General features: G+C 63.9%; 1 pseudogene. It reads left to right on the top strand.

The annotated features are described in order from the left end of the window. Nucleotides 1-35: 35 nt before the first annotated feature. Nucleotides 36-277, top strand: a pseudogene (locus tag QMX96_RS26830) (type VI secretion system tip protein VgrG); the annotation flags it as partial.

Here is a 277-nt window from a genome sequence, read left to right on the forward strand (position 1 = left end):
TGTCACCCCAGTTTTTGCAGCGGGAGGAACATCGGATGTTCTCAGCGGCCAACCAGCCCCATTTCACCCTGACCCTGGACGGGGTCGACAGCGACTTTCAGGTGCTGTCGTTCAGCGGGCGCGAAGCGCTCAGCCAGCCGTTCGAATTCGAACTGGAGCTGGTCAGTGAACGGGCGTCGCTGAACCTCGAATCCCTCCTGCACACGCTCGCCTTCCTGCAGCTGTCGCCCAGCGGCAGCGGCATTCACGGGCTGGTCTACAGCGCCGCGCAGGGCGA

The sequence above is a fragment of the Pseudomonas sp. PS01300 genome (genome assembly GCF_029960155.1).
In the GTDB taxonomy this organism is placed as follows: domain Bacteria; phylum Pseudomonadota; class Gammaproteobacteria; order Pseudomonadales; family Pseudomonadaceae; genus Aquipseudomonas; species Aquipseudomonas palmensis.